Annotated in this window: 15 protein-coding genes and 1 pseudogene; 7 read left to right on the top strand and 9 right to left on the bottom strand. The window is 62.6% G+C overall.

The window, feature by feature from the left end; genetic code table 11:
- Positions 1 to 193 precede the first annotated feature (193 nt).
- On the top strand, positions 194 to 997 hold the full coding sequence (locus M1D89_RS01545) for an ANTAR domain-containing protein (protein WP_498643428.1): 804 nt from the start codon (positions 194 to 196) through the stop codon (positions 995 to 997).
- A 37-nt stretch (positions 998 to 1,034) separates the two neighbouring features.
- Here the strand turns inward: M1D89_RS01545 and M1D89_RS01540 are convergent, their stop codons facing one another.
- Positions 1,035 to 1,244: a hypothetical protein gene (locus tag M1D89_RS01540; RefSeq protein ID WP_498643426.1), complete on the bottom strand. Its 210-nt coding sequence runs from the start codon at positions 1,242 to 1,244 to the stop codon at positions 1,035 to 1,037.
- A 287-nt stretch (positions 1,245 to 1,531) separates the two neighbouring features.
- Here M1D89_RS01540 and aqpZ point away from each other — a divergent pair, with 287 nt between their 5' ends.
- Complete coding sequence (gene aqpZ / locus M1D89_RS01535) at positions 1,532 to 2,272, top strand: aquaporin Z (protein ID WP_498643424.1); 741 nt, start codon at positions 1,532 to 1,534, stop codon at positions 2,270 to 2,272.
- Between the two features lie 197 nt (positions 2,273 to 2,469).
- Here aqpZ and M1D89_RS01530 read toward each other — a convergent pair whose 3' ends face one another.
- The 8 genes from M1D89_RS01530 to M1D89_RS01495 all read right to left on the bottom strand — a co-directional run bounded on the left by M1D89_RS01530 (position 2,470) and on the right by M1D89_RS01495 (position 13,783).
- Positions 2,470 to 2,643, bottom strand: coding sequence for a hypothetical protein (locus tag M1D89_RS01530; protein ID WP_498643422.1), 174 nt, complete (start codon positions 2,641 to 2,643; stop codon positions 2,470 to 2,472).
- 72 nt (positions 2,644 to 2,715) lie between these two features.
- Entirely contained in the window at positions 2,716 to 3,441 is a 726-nt protein-coding gene (locus M1D89_RS01525; protein WP_498643420.1) for a hypothetical protein, read from the bottom strand.
- A 249-nt stretch (positions 3,442 to 3,690) separates the two neighbouring features.
- Positions 3,691 to 3,978, bottom strand: a complete 288-nt coding sequence (locus M1D89_RS01520) for a hypothetical protein (protein WP_498643418.1) — start codon at positions 3,976 to 3,978, stop codon at positions 3,691 to 3,693.
- A 285-nt stretch (positions 3,979 to 4,263) separates the two neighbouring features.
- Entirely contained in the window at positions 4,264 to 9,246 is a 4,983-nt protein-coding gene (locus tag M1D89_RS01515; protein WP_498643416.1) for a beta strand repeat-containing protein, read from the bottom strand.
- A 409-nt stretch (positions 9,247 to 9,655) separates the two neighbouring features.
- Positions 9,656 to 11,197 (bottom strand): sigma-70 family RNA polymerase sigma factor, encoded by a 1,542-nt coding sequence (locus tag M1D89_RS01510; RefSeq protein WP_498643414.1) that lies wholly within the window; start codon positions 11,195 to 11,197, stop codon positions 9,656 to 9,658.
- Positions 11,198 to 11,687: 490 nt separating this feature from the next.
- Complete coding sequence (locus M1D89_RS01505) at positions 11,688 to 12,272, bottom strand: hypothetical protein (protein WP_498643413.1); 585 nt, start codon at positions 12,270 to 12,272, stop codon at positions 11,688 to 11,690.
- A complete protein-coding gene (locus tag M1D89_RS01500; RefSeq protein ID WP_498643411.1) occupies positions 12,254 to 13,084 on the bottom strand; it encodes a sigma-70 family RNA polymerase sigma factor in 831 nt (276 codons plus the stop codon). The genes M1D89_RS01505 and M1D89_RS01500 overlap by 19 nt, the downstream gene beginning before the upstream one ends.
- A 501-nt stretch (positions 13,085 to 13,585) precedes the next feature.
- Positions 13,586 to 13,783 carry a hypothetical protein gene (locus M1D89_RS01495; protein WP_498643409.1) on the bottom strand — a complete coding sequence of 66 codons (198 nt, stop codon included), beginning with the start codon at positions 13,781 to 13,783 and terminating at the stop codon, positions 13,586 to 13,588.
- Positions 13,784 to 14,007: 224 nt separating this feature from the next.
- Here M1D89_RS01495 and M1D89_RS01490 point away from each other — a divergent pair, with 224 nt between their 5' ends.
- From M1D89_RS01490 to M1D89_RS01470, 5 genes and pseudogenes are all read left to right on the top strand, one after another.
- Positions 14,008 to 14,316: a histone-like nucleoid-structuring protein Lsr2 gene (locus M1D89_RS01490; RefSeq protein ID WP_498643407.1), complete on the top strand. Its 309-nt coding sequence runs from the start codon at positions 14,008 to 14,010 to the stop codon at positions 14,314 to 14,316.
- Between the two features lie 186 nt (positions 14,317 to 14,502).
- A pseudogene (locus M1D89_RS01485) lies at positions 14,503 to 15,191 on the top strand (SOS response-associated peptidase).
- Between the two features lie 136 nt (positions 15,192 to 15,327).
- Positions 15,328 to 15,585, top strand: coding sequence for a DUF2188 domain-containing protein (locus M1D89_RS01480; protein ID WP_498643405.1), 258 nt, complete (start codon positions 15,328 to 15,330; stop codon positions 15,583 to 15,585).
- Positions 15,586 to 15,700: 115 nt separating this feature from the next.
- The gene (locus M1D89_RS01475) at positions 15,701 to 16,228 is read left to right on the top strand and encodes a hypothetical protein (RefSeq protein WP_498643403.1); all 528 of its coding nucleotides are present in this window, start codon (positions 15,701 to 15,703) and stop codon (positions 16,226 to 16,228) included.
- 221 nt (positions 16,229 to 16,449) lie between these two features.
- Positions 16,450 to 16,575 (top strand): hypothetical protein, encoded by a 126-nt coding sequence (locus tag M1D89_RS01470; RefSeq protein ID WP_498643401.1) that lies wholly within the window; start codon positions 16,450 to 16,452, stop codon positions 16,573 to 16,575.
- The last annotated feature ends 79 nt before the right edge of the window (positions 16,576 to 16,654 follow it).

Below are 16,654 nucleotides of genomic sequence, written 5' to 3'. Positions count from 1 at the left end.
GCCGACTCTCAGGCCGAACATCGCGACACCAGTGACGGCGCTGTGGCCGGGAATGCTGACAAGAAAGTTCTGAACGAACCGATTGATCCTGTTTTGTCGGGCCTTCGCAATTACTAGACATCCTTGCTAAATTGTTGGCGGGCAACGTAGGGCAAAGCGGGTAAGCAATCCGTGCCAGCGTCCTCGGCGCGAGATGCGTTCCGGTAACGGAATCGGCCCCCTGATTGACCATTGCGTGCACGAGGGCGGTGTTTTCTTGGAGATTGTGGCGGGGAAGGGTTGGTCCCAGGCTGTTGATCAGCTGGCGGAGTTGGCTGGTGCCTCTGAGGATCTTGAGGCTTTCCTCGATGGGATGGCCGGTCTTGGTGCGACAGTGACGTCCCGCTCGACCGGTACACGCATCGAATGCGCTGTGACCCTGGGAAGACGGAAGCGGCCCACCACCATTGGCGGCAGCAGCGACCAGGCGATGCTGCTCGCCGGAATCGAGCAGGGTTTAAAACAGGGCCCCGGCGTCGACGCGTGGGAAAGTGGGCGCTCCATCCTCCTTGACGACGCCAGGGCATCACCTCAATGGGGTGACCATTGTGGAGCGATGAACGCGGCCGGACTGTGCAGCGCACTGGCTGTGCCCCTGGAGCTGGATCAGGACTGCAAGGCTGTCTTGAATTTCTTCGCATCGGCCCCTGGGACGTTCACCCGCCAAGCTGTCGCCGACGCGCTGACCTTTGCAGCGGTCGCTGGCAAGGCTTTACAAGTGGCGATCAGGATCACGGCGCTGGGGGAGAGCGTAGGAGACCTCGAGGCGGCTCTGAGGAGCAGGTCGATGATTGATACCGCCTGCGGGGTGATCATTTTCCAGAACCGGTGCACGCATGATGAGGCCTTTGCCATCTTGCGGAAGGCATCCAATGACCGGAACCAGAAGCTGCGCGACCTGGCCAGGAACCTCCTGGACGGCATGGGCACAAAGGACCACAGGCAGGCGAGAAAATAGTTGGCTCCCCTGCCACGCCGGGGAGGTCTTCAAGTGCTCAGCGCACCGGACCGCTGTCCAGGTCCTCCATCGCCCAGGCAATGAGGTCGAGCTCGGAAGGATGCGGCCTCAACGCTTCGTGCACGTACGCATCCAATTCCAGGGCGGTCGCGTTTCCGCCTTCTCCCCAGTATTTGATCCACAACCACTCAAGGGTGATCGTGTTTTGATCCAGTAGGAATCGTGCGCTCTTTCGAGGGTCATGCATCTTTACTATCCCGGTGCTATCGACTAGGCCTCCTGCATGCGGGCCGAATAATCAGCCTGCTTAGCAATTAACGCTACACGTTCACCCCGGGAGAGCTAAAGGCCAAGTCCCGTTGGCATCGGCTCCCGGGGTGCCAACCGGCGATCTGTTGCCGGAACAGGCAAGAGCGGGCATACGCGGCTTCAGGGGATGTTCCTTTCAGTTGCGCCGTACCTTCGAAGGTCCGCATGTCTTTGCTCTGGCGGGGATAGATTTGCCTCGTAATGCCCACTGAACAGAGAGATGACATGCATAAATCACTCGCGTCCCGGCTTGGGGCCGAAGCTTTGGGGACATTCGTCCTCGTCTTCGGAGGATGCGGCAGCGCAATTTTGGCCGCCAAGGTCCTCACGGACGATCGCGTCAACATGGGAATCGGATTTTTGGGGGTGGCGTTGGCGTTTGGTCTGGCCGTCCTGGCCATGGCGTACGCCGTGGGCCATATTTCGGGAGGACACTTCAATCCGGCAGTCACGATCGGTGCTGCTTTGGCCGGCCGCGTTGAATGGAAGGCGGTCGGACCGTACATCATCACTCAGGTCATTGCCGCTTCGCTGGCAGGTGCTGCCTTGCTCGGTATCGCTTCAGGAAAAGAGGGCTTTGATCCGGTAGCGTCCGGGTTCGCCTCCAACGGCTACGGTGACCGGTCACCCGAAGGGTACTCGCTTGTCGCTGCCCTGCTCACTGAGGTCATTCTGACCGCGATCTTCCTCTACATCATCCTGGGTAGCACTGACTCACGCGCTCCCAAGGGCTTCGCCCCCGTCGCGATCGGTCTCGGCCTGACCCTGATCCACTTGGTATCCATCCCGGTGACCAACACCTCCGTGAACCCTGCCCGATCCCTGGGTGTGGCGTGGTTCGCAGGCCCGGAGGCCTTGGGGCAGGTATGGCTGTTCATTGTTGCCCCGATCATCGGCGCCGCCATCGCCGGCATCACCTACAAAATGTTCTTCCCCAATACCGAAGACGTTGTCCTCGAACGTTAGAAACAAACGCTGCGACCCGGAGCCAATTATGGCCCATGCGGTCTTGTACGTGGCTCGCGGAGAAGGACCAGCCGAAGGCCGGCACCCGAGAGGGTGCTGGCCTTCCCCATGAGCAGTGACTGGGTCCGTCGTCATGCTTCCACCAATCCTGGCAAAGCCAACGCTCCCGTGGGAGCCGCTGGAATTGCTTTGATGCTTCAGGCGTCCTTCCGGCGGATGGCCCACAGCGACCGGACGGCGTGGACGGCCAGGACGACGACAAAGAGTGAGATCACCAGGAGTGCTGCGGATGCCGCGACGATGAGTACCCCAAGGAAGTGCACGATCAACACGGCCGGCATGATCAGGGTGTGGGCGTCCAATAGTTCCATCTGTCGTTCCTCGTTAAGGCTTCCTGGGTGGGCGGGCCGTGCCTGCCCGTACGTGCCGGTGGTGCCGGTACGTCAGGTGGTTCCCGCCAGCGCGTCGAGTACTCCGGTCGGTGTCGTGGTCAGGGACTCGTACCTGATGTCCGCCCGGCCCCAGGGAACATGCTTGTTGTTGATCAGGGTTGCCTGGCAGTAGGCCAGTCGTGCATAGTTCTCGCCGGTGCGTTGCATCAGCACAGTGATTGTATTGCCCTGATAGGCCAACGACGCGCTGGTGCCATCGAAGGCTTCCTGGCAGCGAAGACCCAACTCGACCAGGTCCGTCCATCCCGGAGTGAGCCCGTGCGGGAGAGCCGGTAGCGTGATTCTTCCGATCACGAAGCCATCGGGGTCGAAGCCTGGAGCGGCGTAAAGCTCGTTGAGTACCCGGGTGAAATGTTCATAGGTGGGCAGGTCCGTGAGGGGATCAATGCACGATTCCGCCTGAATGGTGTTGCTTGCGGTGACCCATCCCTCGGTGAGCCGCTGCTGGATGGCGGCGTCGGCGTGGGTGCCGCTGGCGGTGAAGAATGCTGCCAGGTCTTCGATGGTTTCGGTGATGCCGATTCCCTGCATGGCGCGGGCATATCCCAGGCAGTGCGCGGGCTGTCCCAATGGCAGCCCTTGGGTGTGGGCTTTGGTGAGGCGTGTTGTTTCCGGGACTTCCCAGTCGTCGTCAAAACGCCAGCTGTTACCAAGGCTGATTGCTTTCCAGCTGTGCTGGAGCATGTCGGCGTCGAGGGGGCGGTTGCACCGCAGCATTCTTGTTCGGGCTTTCTCAATAGGGGAACGGTGCATCCGGCGTTTCGTGGCGGTATTACCTTTGGCTTTTTCCGGGACGGTTAAAAGGACACAGCTGAGTAAATGACGTAGCTGAGTAAATGACGCAGCTGAGTGACGCGGTATTAGCCCCTTTTCAGGGGTCGAGGGATACGTACCCGCAGAACGGGCGCGTAGACCAAAATTTCCCAACGGGTTCAGTGCAAAGCAGTCCTGGGCTGATTGGTGGCTTCAGGCGGCCATGGCGTGTACCGGTGCCGGGTGGGTGAGTTCTTCGACAGCGTGCAGCATCTCGGTGATCCAGCGTTCCGTGGAGTCCGTGGCGGGGCGGCTGAGGTAGATCCCGGATCCGGGCAGGTCCAGTACCGCGATGGGTTCGCTGCCGGTGTAGTTGGGGCCTGCGTAGAGGGTGAGCTTTCCAGCGGTTGTTCCTGCTATGGAGAAGCAGAGTTCGGTTCTGGAGGCCAGAGATGATTCCCACGCCGCGATCGAGGCGGGGGTGTATGTAGTGATGGCCATTCTGTCCTTTTTTCATCGGGCTTCTCTTATGTACTCAACGCCCGAAAGCGGTAATCGTGACGCAGTTCCTGGAAACTTTTTTGTCGAACCTGGTTCCGGGATGCAAAAGCGGTGCCGGGTTGGTCGAGTGGAAGCATCCCACCCCGCTTTTGTGTTCCGGGGTGTGCCGGGGAAGGGGGTTTGGTGGAGCTGTTGTCAGAACGCAGGAGAGCCCGGGACGCTTGTGGCGTCCCGGGCTCTCCCTCTTTATCTGCCTTCTATGTCAGAGCCGATGGGCTTTGACTGTTAGGCGCGGCGCCGGCGGGTTACCAGGGCCAGTGCGAGCCCTCCAAGCAGCAGCGCTCCGCCGATGCCTGCCACGAGCAGTGACACGCCACCGGTGACGGCCAAAGGAGTTCCTTCGTCCCTGGCCGCTGCCTTGGTTTCGGTGTCATCCTCGGGCGAGAACACAGCCCCGTCGGGGCCGGAGCCCTTGGCGGCGGCGACGTTCCGGATCGGGTTGCCGGAGGCCACATCAGCGGCCTGAACGGTGTACGAGGCCGTGCAGGTCACCGACTGTCCGGGAGCCAGGACGGTTTCCGGGCAGGTGATGCCGATGCCGGCTTTTTCGAGCATGGCGTCATCGATGCGGATGCCTTCAACGGTCACGGTTCCGGTGTTGGTCACCGTGAACGTGTAGTTGATGGTTTCCCCGGCGTCCGCTGCGTTGTCGCCGTCCTTGTCGGCCAGGACGTTGTCCTTGTCAAGGTGCAGGCCCTGGACGACGTTGGTCGGGGTGGAGACGCTGTCCGGATCGGACGTGACCTTCTCGAGACCGGTCGGCGGTGTTCCGGTGGCGGTGGCGGTGTTATCGACCGAACCGGCGTTCACCTCGGCCTGGGTGACGATGTAGAGGTTCTCAGCGGTGCAGGTCACCGATTCCCCGGGTGCGAGCACGGTTTCCGGGCAGATGACCGCCCCTACCTTGGGATCGTTGACCACCACGTCGGTGATGGTCACGTTTCCGGTGTTGGTGACCTTGAACGTGTACTTGATGCCTTCGTTGAGGTCGGCAAGCTTGTCGCCGTCACCGTCGAGCAGTTCCGCGAACTTCTCGATGCTCAGCTCAGCGGCACGGGCAATGTCCGTGGTCGTTGAGTCCTCGTTCGAGGTCGTCGTTTCGTTGTCGGGGTCGGTTCCGGTTGCCGTGGCAACGTTGTGAACCTTCCCGGCGTCAACGTCTGCCTGGGTGATCACGTACGGTTCGGTAGCAGCGCAGTTCGTGGAGGCACCGACGGCGAGGTCGGCCGCTTCACAAGTGACGGACCCAAGGAGCGGGTCGTTGATCTTGATCTGGCGGACCGGGACGTTGCCGTCGTTGGTGACCGTGAACGTGTAGGCGATCGTGTCACCTGCGTCCGGGACACCGTTGCGGTTGGCGTCCTGGATCGCGCCGGCTGTCTTCTCCAGCGTCAGGACAGGGGCCTGCTCCGTGACCGGAGTGTTGGTCGTATCCGGGTCGGAGAGAACCTCATCGGAATCCGGGTCAACACCGGTCGCGTGGGCGGTGTTGCGCACCAGCTGTGCCTTCTCGTCCGCTGCAGTGATCGTGTACACGGCTGCTGCAGCACAGGTGGCCTTCGCGCCCGGAGCCAGTTCGGTGACATCGCAAGTCACTGTTCCGACAAGGGGATCCACCACGGCAATGTTCTTGACCGGGACGTTGCCGTCATTGGTGACCGTGAAGGTGTAGGCGATGGTGTCGCCGGCGTCGGTGATGCCGGAGTTGTTCACATCCACGGGAGTGGCCGCGAACTTCTCAATCTCCAGGGATGGCACCGGGACAGTGACCGGAGTGTTGGTCGTATCCGGTTTCGACGTCACCGGGTCACCATCAGGATCAGTGCCCTCCGAGGTAGCGGAGTTATCCACCGAACCCTGCACTTCGTCGGTTTCGCTGACGATGTAGGGGGCGTCTGCTGCGCAGTTGATGGACTGGCCGGGGGCCAGGGTCGTTGCTTCGCAGGTGACTGCGCCGGCCTTGGGGTCGTTGACTTTGACGTCGTGCAGGGGCACGTTGCCGGTGTTGGTGACCACGAAGGTGTAGGCGATGGTGTCGCCGGCGTCGGTGATGCCGGAGTTGTTCTTATCGACCGGGGTGCCGGCCGTTTTTTCGATGGACAGTGCCGGTGCCGGTGCGGTGACCGGGGTTTCGGTGCTGTCTTCGTTGGAGGTCACGCCGCCGTTGTCCGGGTCGGTTCCGGTGGAGGTGGCGGTGTTGATGACCTTGCCCGCGGTTTCGTCGGTTTCGCTGACGATGTAGGGGGCGTCTGCTGCGCAGTTGATGGACTGGCCGGGGGCCAGGGTCGTTGCGTCGCAGGTTACTGCGCCGGCCTTGGGGTCGTTGACTTTGACGTCGTGCAGGGGCACGTTGCCGGTGTTGGTGACCACGAAGGTGTAGGCGATGGTGTCGCCGGCGTCGGTGATGCCGGAGTTGTTCTTATCGACCGGGGTGCCGGCCGTTTTTTCGATGGACAGTGCCGGTGCCGGTGCGGTGACCGGGGTTTCGGTGCTGTCTTCGTTGGAGGTCACGCCGCCGTTGTCCGGGTCGGTTCCGGTGGAGGTGGCGGTGTTGATGACCTTGCCCGCGGTTTCGTCGGTTTCGCTGACGATGTAGGGGGCGTCTGCTGCGCAGTTGATGGACTGGCCGGGGGCCAGGGTCGTTGCGTCGCAGGTTACTGCGCCGGCCTTGGGGTCGTTGACTTTGACGTCGTGCAGGGGCACGTTGCCGGTGTTGGTGACCACGAAGGCGTAGGCGATGGTGTCGCCGGCGTCGGTGATGCCGGAGTTGTTCTTATCGACCGGGGTGCCGGCCGTTTTTTCGATGGACAGTGCCGGTGCCGGTGCGGTGACCGGGGTTTCGGTGCTGTCTTCGTTGGAGGTCACGCCGCCGTTGTCCGGGTCGGTTCCGGTGGAGGTGGCGGTGTTGATGACCTTGCCCGCGGTTTCGTCGGTTTCGCTGACGATGTAGGGGGCGTCTGCTGCGCAGTTGATGGACTGGCCGGGGGCCAGGGTCGTTGCGTCGCAGGTTACTGCGCCGGCCTTGGGGTCGTTGACTTTGACGTCGTGCAGGGGCACGTTGCCGGTGTTGGTGACCACGAAGGTGTAGGCGATGGTGTCGCCGGCGTCGGTGATGCCGGAGTTGTTCTTATCGACCGGGGTGCCGGCCGTTTTTTCGATGGACAGTGCCGGTGCCGGTGCGGTGACCGGGGTTTCGGTGCTGTCTTCGTTGGAGGTCACGCCGCCGTTGTCCGGGTCGGTTCCGGTGGAGGTGGCGGTGTTGACGACCTTGCCCGCAGCCTCATCAGCAGCGGTGATCGTGTACGGCCTATCTGCCGTGCAGTTCGTGGAAGCACCAGGTGCCAGTGAGGAGGCCTCACAGGTGATGGTGATACCGGGGTCCTGGCTGCTCAACAGATCATCGGTGATGCCGATGTTGTTCACCGGCAGGTTGCCGCTGTTGGTCACAACAAAGCTGTACGCGATGGTGTCACCGGCATCGGTCAGACCCGAGTTGTTGACATCCACCGGGGTACCGGCGGTCTTCTCCAGGGTCAGGGCCGGGGCGGCCGCGACCGGGGTGGTGGTGGAGTCATCGTCCGTGGCGTTCGGCAGGCCCGTGGCCGTGCCGGTCGCGGTAGCCGTGTTCAGGACTTCACCGGCGTTGACGTCCTCCTGGGAGAGCGTGTACGCATCGGCGGTGCAGGTGACGGTCGCGCCGACAGCCAAAGGACCGGCCGGGCAGGTAACAGCGCCGACCTTCGGGTCGTTGACCGTGACGGTTTCCAACGGCACGGTGCCGGTGTTGGTCACGTCGAAGGTGTAGGGGATGGTTGACCCGGCGGTGTTACCGCTGAGGTCTCCTGCCTTCTTATCCAACGTCAACGCAGTAACCATGGCTGAGTTGGTGAACGTACACAGCACCGCGACACCGTCGGATCCGGCTGCGGGCATGGTGAAGCTGCCCGTCGCGCCGGTACCGGAAGCGATCGGGGCGCCGGTGTTGTCGTTGATGCAGGCCCAGCTGGAGGCATAGCTGCCACCGGTGCCGGTCCCGGACTCGGAGATGGTGTAGGTGGTTCCAACACGGCCGAAGACCGGGCCGACAACCTCACCGGGCTGGACTTGAAGTCCTGCTTCGTTGCCCGTGGTGGTTGCCTGGATCCCTGCCCCGGGCAGAGTCCCGCCGGTCAGTGCCAGTGTGGCCTGTTCCGAGGGTGCTACACGGCCGTTGGGGAAGTCTTTCTGGACGGTGATGGTGTTCGGTGTCGCGCAGGAAGCAAGGTCAACGGACCCGGCCTGGGAGAACGGCTTGGTGCTCGTGACGGCACCGCTGACCGGGTCAACCTGACGGAGGGTATCGGAGCTGCCCAGATACAGGAGCCCGTCTCCGCCGAAGGCGATGCCGTTGACCGGCTGCGGGGTGGCGATGCCAACCATTTCGGAGGCACTGACCGCGGTGGGAGCGCCGGCGGTGGTGGGCAGCTGCTGCTGGATCACCGAGAGAATGCTCTGGGAGGTGCCACCGCCGACGACGTACAGGCGGCCTTGCCGGTCGAAGGCCCAGTCGCCGTTGGCTCCGGCGTTGGGGATGTCGCCGCTGGCGACCAGACCGATGGAAGTGTTGGTGGCGGTGTTGAAACCGTAGATGCGGACGTTGTTGCCGCTGAAACCACCGTAGTAGTAGAACCCGGTGTCCGGATTGATCGCACCGTGCGTGACCGGGGTGCCGGCTTCACCGGCACCGAGAGCGGTGGTGGTGTTGGAGGCGCGGTCATGACGGTAGATGGTCCGGCCCGTGTCACCGGTGTTGGGCAGGACACCGAACGCGGCGCTGCCGTCAGCGGCAATGCCAAGACCATTGAGGTTCTGGTTGGACCCGTTGATGGTGAAGTTGCCAACACTGCTCTGCACACCGGTGTTGGTATCGACCTGCCACAGGTTGCGCTCTCCGGCGCCCTGGATGGAATAGACCGAGGCGCAGCTGAGCGCATCTGCAGCCGTCGCCGGGGCCGCCGTCAGCACCAGTCCACCACCGGTGAACATGCCAGCTACCAGGGCGCCGCTGGCCACAAGCCCCAGCGCCTTCTTCGTCGTGGCCATGCCGTTGCCGGACTTGGCCCTTCGGCGGACCGGCGTCAATGCCCGCCTGCCTGTTGGTCTCTTTGAATGTGGACTGGACGCAGGACCTGATGTCCTGCCGCCGAGCCCGTTAGTGCCGTCAGCCAATTGCTGCACCCCTTACAGGTGTCGGTGGGAGCAGAAGTACTCTTCCCCCAGAGATTCGGGACGCATCTTCGCCAGTTCGAGACTGCGCATAAGAGCCACCCCCCATTTGTTCAGCTCCGTTCGGCGCTGAACGTGTTCATTGCTTCATCGGCACGCACCAGGCGTGCTGAACCACTCTCGGTCTGGTTGCCTCCCAAAGCTCGTGATGCCCTTCCGGGCACAGCTGAAGCACCCGCCCATGGCTGGACGTGCGCGCAGGAAAGTCCGGTCCCGACAGGGACTGAACATGGTGGATCACGCGGAGGCAACAGGCCTCCATGGTGTAAACGTCAGTCAGATGGAATCGTGACGCGAAAAATCAATAAAGTTTTTTCAGACGTTCAAACAGGTCAGACGACGAGGCTCGGACCTAGGCGCGGCAGAACCACCACCACCACGGGCAGGGCTCTTCCGGGGTATCCGTGATCGTCGGTGTGGGAGTTGGTGTGGGATCCGGCGAAGTCGGCGGAACCGTTGCACTCGGTGTCGGAGTAGGAACCAGTGTCGAGGTTTGAGTTGGGGCAGGTGTTGGGGTTGCCGTTGGCTCTGCCGTGGCAGACGGGCTGGTCGTTGGTGTTGCGGTGCTGGATACCGGAGGCGATGTGGGGCTGGGGGTGACGGTCCCCGTCGTTGCGGGTGCTGGAAGCGTGCCCGTTCCGGTCGCCGCCGGGGAGGGCATTTCAAGCATTGTTGTTGAGGGCAGAGGGTCCTGGCCGGTTGCCGATGGGAGGGTAGTCGGAGATGTCAGATCCCGGACAGTGACCGGCATGGGAGCCTGCAGGGCCTTGCTCCCGGGTGCATCTGCAGCCTGTGGCAAGTCGCTGGCACCGCTACTGCTGGTGCCGATGCCGTTCGGTTGGCCTGATCCGGGGGCGCTGTCTGCCTGGCCTCCTGCGGAACCGGGACCGACTTGGGCCGGTGCGCTGCCGGCCTGGTTTGCGGAACTCGTCGTGCCCAGACCCATACCCACCGCAACCGCGCCGGTGGCAAGACACGCCACAATGGCAACAGCAGCTGCCCAGGCACCGATGCCCATTCCTGCCGAGTGCGCAGCACCCTGCCCAGCGGCTGGGACCGGGTTGGCTGCGCCCGCTCCTGCTGATCCGGCCACGCCGGCGGGCAGAAGGGCAGATCCCGGGGCCAAACCCAGGATCCAGGGACCAACGGCCCGCCGCATGGTCGAACGCACGTCTGTCAGGGCAGCGATGGCAGCCGAACAGGGCAGGCATTTATCCAGGTGCTTGCGCAGCCGCAGATCCTCGGCCGGGCTCAGCCCATCGGCGACGGACTTGGCGAGCAGGGGCAGATACGGTTTGCAGGACTCCTCCAACGATGAGCCGACATACGCTTCAAGGTAGGCCTGGCGCAGTCCTTTGCGGGCGCGGGCGGCCACGGCAGAGACGGCATTTGGTTCGAGACCGAGCAAAGGCCCGACCCTGCGGGGAGGTTCCCCTTCAACGTCCACGTGCCAGAGCACGGTTTGCCAGCGGGAAGGCAGGGACGTGAACGCCGCTGCCGCCAGCTGGAGATCTTTTTCCTGCAGGATACGGTCGTAGCCGCGCTCATCATCAGGAGTTTCGGCCGCGTCCTCGACCAGCTCTTCACGGCTCGCACCAGACCAGTGATCAGCGGCGCTGGTCTTGACTGCTGTGAGCAGATACGGGCGGAACGGGCCCTGCGGGCCTTTGCCGCGCCTGATCGCGCCGATGACTTTCAGGAACGCTTCGGAGCAAATGTCGTCAGCGTCAAAATCATTGCCGACCACCCGCCGGGCGAACAGCAGCGCTGCAGGCATGTGCCGGCGGTACAGTTCTTCAACCGCCGCTTCGTTGTTCTGTTCAACCAGCGCGATGAGATCCTCATCGGCGGCGTTACCGGGAGTGAAGATCCCCTGGTCCCCGGTGCCGGTCATCGGAGTTCCCGGTCTGTCGGAAAGCCGAAAACGGCAGCGGTCAGCAGTGAGTGCCTGGTAGTCATTGTTCTGTTGTTCCCCATCGCGAGCCCCATCGGCGTACCGCCGGAAAAGGATCGCACCCCCTCCGGTACCTCTCAAACACGCCTTCAGGGACCGTGCCGGCGCTCACGCAAGGGGATGAGACGACATCCCCGCGGAGCGGCGGGCAGTGGTAAACAAGTCCTGTGGGGCGAGCATCGAATGCCGTCCACGAGCATCCTATACGAAAAAATAAGAACCCTTATTAGCGGGAGTTCACTCTCGGTTCATGTGTGCGGATCAGTGTTTCCCCAGTTCGGGGCCGGTTGAGGGGAGACCCGCCCTGTCGGCCGCGAGTGCGGAAGGTGTTGGTGTGACGGCTGCACCCGTCGGCCCGGAAGCGAATCGTGACGCCGAACCGCCAAAATTCCCCGACGCTGATAACGACACGGAAGCCCGGTTCCCAGGGTTACAAGCGGATCTCCAGACACAGCAGCCAGCAATCCCGCCCGGGCGCCGGCAGGGGAGTCGGTGCCGGGGTTGCTGCCGGCGGCGGAGGAGGGGAAGGTGCCGGCGGCGTGGTGGGGGTGGGCTTCACCGTCGGAGGTGCCGGTGTTGAGGGTGCGGGGGCAGGGGCCGGCGCCGGTGGGTTGGTTGGCGGGGTTTTGACCGTAGCCGCTGTGGGGGGTGGCGGCGGGATGGCGGCAGGATCGGTCGAAGGAGCGGCGGTGAGCTGAACCGACGCGGAAAGCAGCACTTCCTTCGCAGCATTGGTCTTGGGAGGAATGACCGGAACGCCGGACGGGGCCGGTGCCTGTGTCCGGTCAAAGACCGGTGCAGAAGCCAGTGGCGTGGAGGGGTTGACCGGGGTTTCAGGTCCCATCGGAGCGACGCGGGCCGGGGCAGCGGCTACTCCCGGATCTATCAGATCGACCGTACTTGTATTGAGCCCGACGGCCGCGCCGGTCACGACGCATGCCGCTGCGGCCACTGACGCTGCCCAAGGACCCAGTGCGAAGCCCGAGGAGTGCGTGGCTAGCTGCTGGGCGACCACGACGGCAGGAACGGCAGGGTGAAGGTGAGCGGGGCTGCCGCCAACCCCAGGAACCAGGGCCCGACGGCTCGCCTCATCGTGGATTTGGCGTCGGCCATCGCAAGGATCGCTGCCCTGCAGTCAGGGCATTCTTCCAAGTGTTTTTGCAGCCGCAGATCCTCGGCAGGGGACAGGCCGTCAGTGACGGACTTGGCCAGCAGCGGCAGGAACGGTTTGCAGGATTCCTCAACAGAGGAGGCAACGTACGCTTCCAAATAAGCCTGACGCAGGCCTTTCCGAGCCCGGGCCGCTACCGCCGAGACAGCATTGGGTTCAAGACCCAACAAGGGGGCGACCCTGCGGGGAGGTTCGCGTTCGACGTCAAGGTGCCACAGCACCGTCTGCCATCGTGCCGGCAAGGAGGCGAACGCCACGCTCGCCAGGTCACGATCGGTCTCGTTCAGAACGTGGTCGAAACCCGGATCATCCGCTGGGGTGTCCATCGGGTCCTCGAACAGCACCACACGGGACTGGGCCGTCCAGTGATCAGCGACACAGGTCCGTACAGCCCGGAGCAGGTACGGACGGAAAGGCCCGTCAGGGCCGTTGCCGCGTTGGATGGCCCCGATAACTTTGAGGAAAGCCTCCGAAGCGGCGTCATCGGCGTCGAAATCATTACCCACAAGCCGGCGGGCAAAGGACAGCCCCGCGGGAAGATGGCGGCGGTAAAGCTCCTCGACAGCGGCGTCGTCACCCTTTTCCACACCCCTGATGAGATCCTCATCCGATGAAGCCGCGGACTCCCGTGACGTCGAATTACCCGGTTGGGTCATCGCGCTACCCGGAGCGCTTTCCGCGGCGTCTCCGAGGCAGGCGGCACCAAGTGCTCGGCTTCATTCTTCATGCTGTAGTTCCCCCAAAATATTCACTTACTTGCTCTGCCACCGATGCGGACCCTAGCGCTTAGCGTGTCGTTTTCCGTCGTTCGCCTGGCAGATCGACGTCAGCCTATACAAATAATTGGGATCGCTCTCAACTAAGAGATGACTCCCTCTTTCCCCGGTGTTCTGGTGGTACTTGTGCGGAATCCAACACGAAAGCGACGGCCGGCAATGGTCAGGGGGGACACGTATCCGGTCGCCGCTTCGTGTTCCTGGCACAGCGCCAGGAGAGTTGGATAGCAGCACTAGCTGGTCTCGACAGCAGGCCCGGCCCAAGGACCGGGAATGCCTCCACGATGTATACCGGCCCCGGCTCGAAACGTGACGCTCGAAAACACAAAAAGTTTCAAAAACTGACATCAGCCCAGGAAACCGACGCAGAGAGTCCGGATGTTAGAGGTGTTCCAAGTTCACGTTTGAGAGCCGGGCGCCAGGCATCTCCGTCCCTGCCCGGCTAAGCATCACTGTTGCCACCAGCGAGGCGAGGGCCTTGGGCGAATCAAGAACGAAGGCGATGGCTTCGGCCGGCGTTGCGGTGGAGGTGTGAATTTCTTCACCGTCCAAGGTGGCAGCATCGACGCGCCGAATCATGAATTGCCGGTCGATCCGGCGAGCCGCCGTTCATCCAAGATCTCAAGGTCAAACCCTGTGCGGATGCGGAAAGTCACCATGGACTCGAGTCCGACACGCCGCTGACATTCTCACCGCCTGCTGCAACTCTCCGCGAATCCGCCGGGCAACGCGAGGAGCTTCGTTGGAGCGTCTTGTGTTTGCCCCTGTCAGGACACCCTTGCCTTGCGGGGTACGGTTTTATGGTGGCTACACGAACAATCATCACTCTGCACGACGACCTGGACGGCACGGACGCGGAAGAGACCATCGTTTTCTCCCTCGACGGCAGCGACTACGAAATCGACCTCAACAGCACCCATGTCAAAGAACTACGGGATTCCCTAAGCCCCTTTGTAGCTGCTGCCCGCACGTTGAAACAATCCGCGACTTCCCGCAGCCGCGGAACCAGGAACTCCAAAATCCGTGCCTGGGCAAAGGAAAACGGCATCAACGTCGCAGCACGGGGAACGATCAGCGCCCACGTCCTCGAACGTTACAACGCTGCACACTAACAACCCGGGAATCCTGACAGTAGGCGTTCTGGAAGCGCAACCCCATCCCTCGCTGGACGGCTGACATCAAGACCGACTGCTGACCATCAGAAGGGCAGGCCCCGATACAACGCGATCCGAAGCCTCGCACGGCCTCCGCTTTGACGGTTTTATGGGCAGAATGGGCTCATGTGCGGCCGATACGTGATGTCCAAAGCAACGAGCGATCTTCTGAGCCACTTCGAGGCCAAGGAAGTTGAAGGCAGCCCGCCAGGGCCGAGCTGGAACGTCGCCCCGACCCAGAACGTACCGATCGTGGCCGAGAACGCCTGGACGAGGGCACGATCGATCGGCGCCTGCTGATTGCAAAGTGGGGTCTGGTGCCATCCTGGGCAAAGGACACCAAGATCGGATCCAAGCTGATAAATGCCCGCAGCGAGAGCATCTTGGAGAAGCCATCTTTCCGGTCAGCTGCGGTCAAGCGCAGGGCTATCGTTCCCGCCGAGGGCTACTACGAATGGCAGAAGACCGAGGACGGCAAGAAGATCCCGAACTATCTGTTCTCCGAGAAACAACCGCTGCTGGGCTTCGCCAGCCTGTACGAGTTCTGGCCCGATCCTGCCCTGCCCGAAGACGATCCCGAACGGTGGCTGCTGACCTGCACCGTCCTGACCACAACGACACAGGACGCGCTGGGACACGTCCACGATCGCTCTCCGGTCATCATCCCGCAGGAGCGCTTCGCGGAATGGCTCGACCCGGACCTGACCGACAAAGCCGACGTCCAACACCTGCTGGATTCCCTGCCGGAACCAACCCTGACCCCGCGCATAGTCAGCACCCGCGTCAACAGTGTCCGGAACAACGGACCCGAGCTGATTGAACCCGCGGAATGATGAACATCGACTGCCAGAAAATCTTTCACTTTTCCCGTCACGATTGCCGATAAGCGGGCACATATAAAGGGGCAGTCCATCCACTGGCCCTTTGGCTGGGCCCAAAATCAGTTCACGCGGTAAGGAGCGGATCAAAATGGCAAAAGGCAACGACAACGACCGGTACGTAGTCCCCAATAGTGACCGCGGAGGTTGGGACGTCAAAAAAGAAGACGCCAAACGGGTCTCGTCCCATGAACCCACGAAGAAGGCCGCTGAGAAACGGGCCAAGGAAATCGTGGAGAACACGGGCCGCGGACACGGCGAAGTGCGGATCCAGAATAAGAATGGCAAGTTCAGCGACAGCGACTCGGGATCCAAGAACGAGTCACCAGCCAAGGACACCAGACACTAAGCCCCGGCAGTCCCCGATCTCTCCGACCCGTAGCCCCGCTTGGACGGCTCTGGTTATTGTCAGAGGTCCCTGAAAGACTTCCTGTCAGGAAACCCTGACAGGAAGGCACGACGCCATGGGCTGGACATCCAACGACTACAAACACGAGGGCTGGGTTGCTGAAGTCGCACCCGACGGTAGGCTCTCAGGGAGCTCAACCGGGGAGGGAGTGTTTGTCCACGGGATCAACGGAGACTACAAACCAGCCGGAGAATTCCACCCTGATGAGGAGATCGTCCCTCACGACCTGATCATGAGCTGGCGCGGTGCCTGCACCTGTGGGTGGCAGGGAGAGCTGTGGCAAAGAGTGCTCACGCCCGCAGAGGCTGATTTCGCCTCCCGCAAAGAGTACTGCCCTCTAGGGGAGGGCGCTTTTGTTTCCGAACGCGTGGAAGATGCCGTTCAGGACGAGTGGATGATCCACATTGCCCCGTCTGAAGCGATCCTTGGTGTGGAGGCAGCTGCCAGGGAACACCGTCAGGCCGGGCACCGCCTGGACAAGACCGTCGCAGCCGCGAAAGCAGCCGGCGCCTCCTGGACCGACATCGGACGGGCGGCTGGGATCAGCCGCCAAGCCGCGCACGAACGCTGGGCCGATAAATAGCCCTACCCCGGACCGGTTTGGGATCAGGGTGCGCGGTGCCATCCGGGCATGCGCGCGTTCAGTTCCTTGATCCGGGCAGGGTATTCGCCCTTGTTCGCATGTACTTTTGTCGTGCGAGCCAACCGGCCAGGGCCCGTTCTTTGGCATCCCCGCCGCCGCGGTGCGGGTGTTTACCGTTCTCTTTCATCCATATCGATGAATACAGTGGCCCGTTGTTGCCTGTGCCGCTCGAAGTTGAGCGCGATCCCGTCCAGCCAGCCGGGGAAGGCCGTATCGAGCGCCTGGACGGCTTCCTGGGCGAGAAGGCCACGCCTTTTCTGGTTCCGAAGAACCCACAGAACCTGTGAAAGGCGTTCGGCTTCTTGTAAAACGCGGCTATCCGCCGGCCGAACCCACCGCTGTTCGTACTTTCGGGCTCATACGGGC

This window comes from Arthrobacter sp. D3-18 (genome assembly GCF_054408525.1).
This window is presented reverse-complemented; position numbering and strand designations above follow the sequence as displayed.

Bases quoted from the DNA above. Each gene is read 5' to 3' on its own strand.
- M1D89_RS01545 (WP_498643428.1), top strand. From the start codon at position 194: ATGCGTTCCGGTAACGGAATCGGCCCCCTGATTGACCATTGCGTGCAC.
- M1D89_RS01540 (WP_498643426.1), bottom strand. From the start codon at position 1,244: ATGCATGACCCTCGAAAGAGCGCACGATTCCTACTGGATCAAAACACG.
- aqpZ (WP_498643424.1), top strand. From the start codon at position 1,532: ATGCATAAATCACTCGCGTCCCGGCTTGGGGCCGAAGCTTTGGGGACA.
- M1D89_RS01530 (WP_498643422.1), bottom strand. From the start codon at position 2,643: ATGGAACTATTGGACGCCCACACCCTGATCATGCCGGCCGTGTTGATC.
- M1D89_RS01525 (WP_498643420.1), bottom strand. From the start codon at position 3,441: ATGCTGCGGTGCAACCGCCCCCTCGACGCCGACATGCTCCAGCACAGC.
- M1D89_RS01520 (WP_498643418.1), bottom strand. From the start codon at position 3,978: ATGGCCATCACTACATACACCCCCGCCTCGATCGCGGCGTGGGAATCA.
- M1D89_RS01510 (WP_498643414.1), bottom strand. From the start codon at position 11,197: ATGACCGGCACCGGGGACCAGGGGATCTTCACTCCCGGTAACGCCGCC.
- M1D89_RS01500 (WP_498643411.1), bottom strand. From the start codon at position 13,084: ATGACCCAACCGGGTAATTCGACGTCACGGGAGTCCGCGGCTTCATCG.
- M1D89_RS01495 (WP_498643409.1), bottom strand. From the start codon at position 13,783: ATGATTCGGCGCGTCGATGCTGCCACCTTGGACGGTGAAGAAATTCAC.
- M1D89_RS01480 (WP_498643405.1), top strand. From the start codon at position 15,328: ATGGCAAAAGGCAACGACAACGACCGGTACGTAGTCCCCAATAGTGAC.
- M1D89_RS01475 (WP_498643403.1), top strand. From the start codon at position 15,701: ATGGGCTGGACATCCAACGACTACAAACACGAGGGCTGGGTTGCTGAA.